At 68.7% G+C, this 875-nt stretch carries 1 protein-coding gene and 1 pseudogene; both read right to left on the bottom strand.

Annotation, left to right across the window (positions count from 1 at the left end; genetic code table 11):
• Positions 1-181 (bottom strand): annotated as a pseudogene (locus TN53_RS48825) (alpha/beta hydrolase); the annotation flags it as partial.
• Positions 182-472: 291 nt separating this feature from the next.
• The coding region (locus TN53_RS41135; protein ID WP_234441838.1) for an OsmC family protein at positions 473-875 on the bottom strand (403 nt) is incomplete at its 5' end.

The following is an 875-nucleotide window of genomic DNA, read 5'->3' as shown; positions in this document are numbered from 1 at the left end:
CGCCGGCGCTGTGGGTACCGTGCACCAGCACGTAGGTGGTGACCCCGCGACGCGGGTTCGCCGCGGCCGGCGCGGCTCCGAGCCCGGTGGCCAGTGCCATGCCCCCCACCGCGAGTCCCAGCCCACGCAATGCCGTCCGCCTGGTGGCACCTGTTCGTTCCTCGTTCGTGTCATCCATCATGAGCACGAGGCTATGAACGGCCCGCTCGGCCCGCCAGCGGCCCAGCACCACCACAGGGGTAGACCCGGCACCACCTTCCCATGCTGCCGTTCCTCGGGGTCTGGAAGCACAGAAGGTCATCCTCGTTTCGGCAGCGTGCTGGGCAACGGCGAGCCTCTTCGTGATCGCCGCGGCCCAGCAACGCGCCCGCATTCGGATACGCTCCCGAGACCCCCGTATACAGGCGCTCGCATCCGTCCCGCCCCGCGCCCGATGTGCAGCACATCCGGTGAACCGCGCTCCGGTGAGAGGTCAGGCGCCTTCGATCACCGTCTTGACGGGGGTGCCGATCTCAACGGTACGGCTCACCGTGCAGAGCCGGTCGTGGGAGGCCTTGACCGCCCGGGGAAGAACGATCCGGGCCCGCTCCGCGCCTTCGCCATCCGGAAACTCGACGGAGAACGTGACCACCAGGTCGGTCATCCGGTTACCGAGTTCGTCGCCGACCTTGTTCCCCGTCACCTCGACAGAGAACCTGGCCGGCTCGGCGTGGCGGCTGGTCGCTACGTCGACGTCCACTGCCGTGCAGCCTCCGATCGCGGCGAGCAGCAGTTCCACCGGCGTGAAGACGGCATCCCCCTCAGCATCGGAACCGGTACCGAAGCTGATCGTGCTGCCGCGCGCGTTCGTCGCGGTGAAGTGGCCGATGCTGGTT

Source organism: Streptomyces sp. WM6386 (assembly GCF_000972385.1).
Lineage (GTDB): Bacteria > Actinomycetota > Actinomycetes > Streptomycetales > Streptomycetaceae > Streptomyces.
This window is presented reverse-complemented; position numbering and strand designations above follow the sequence as displayed.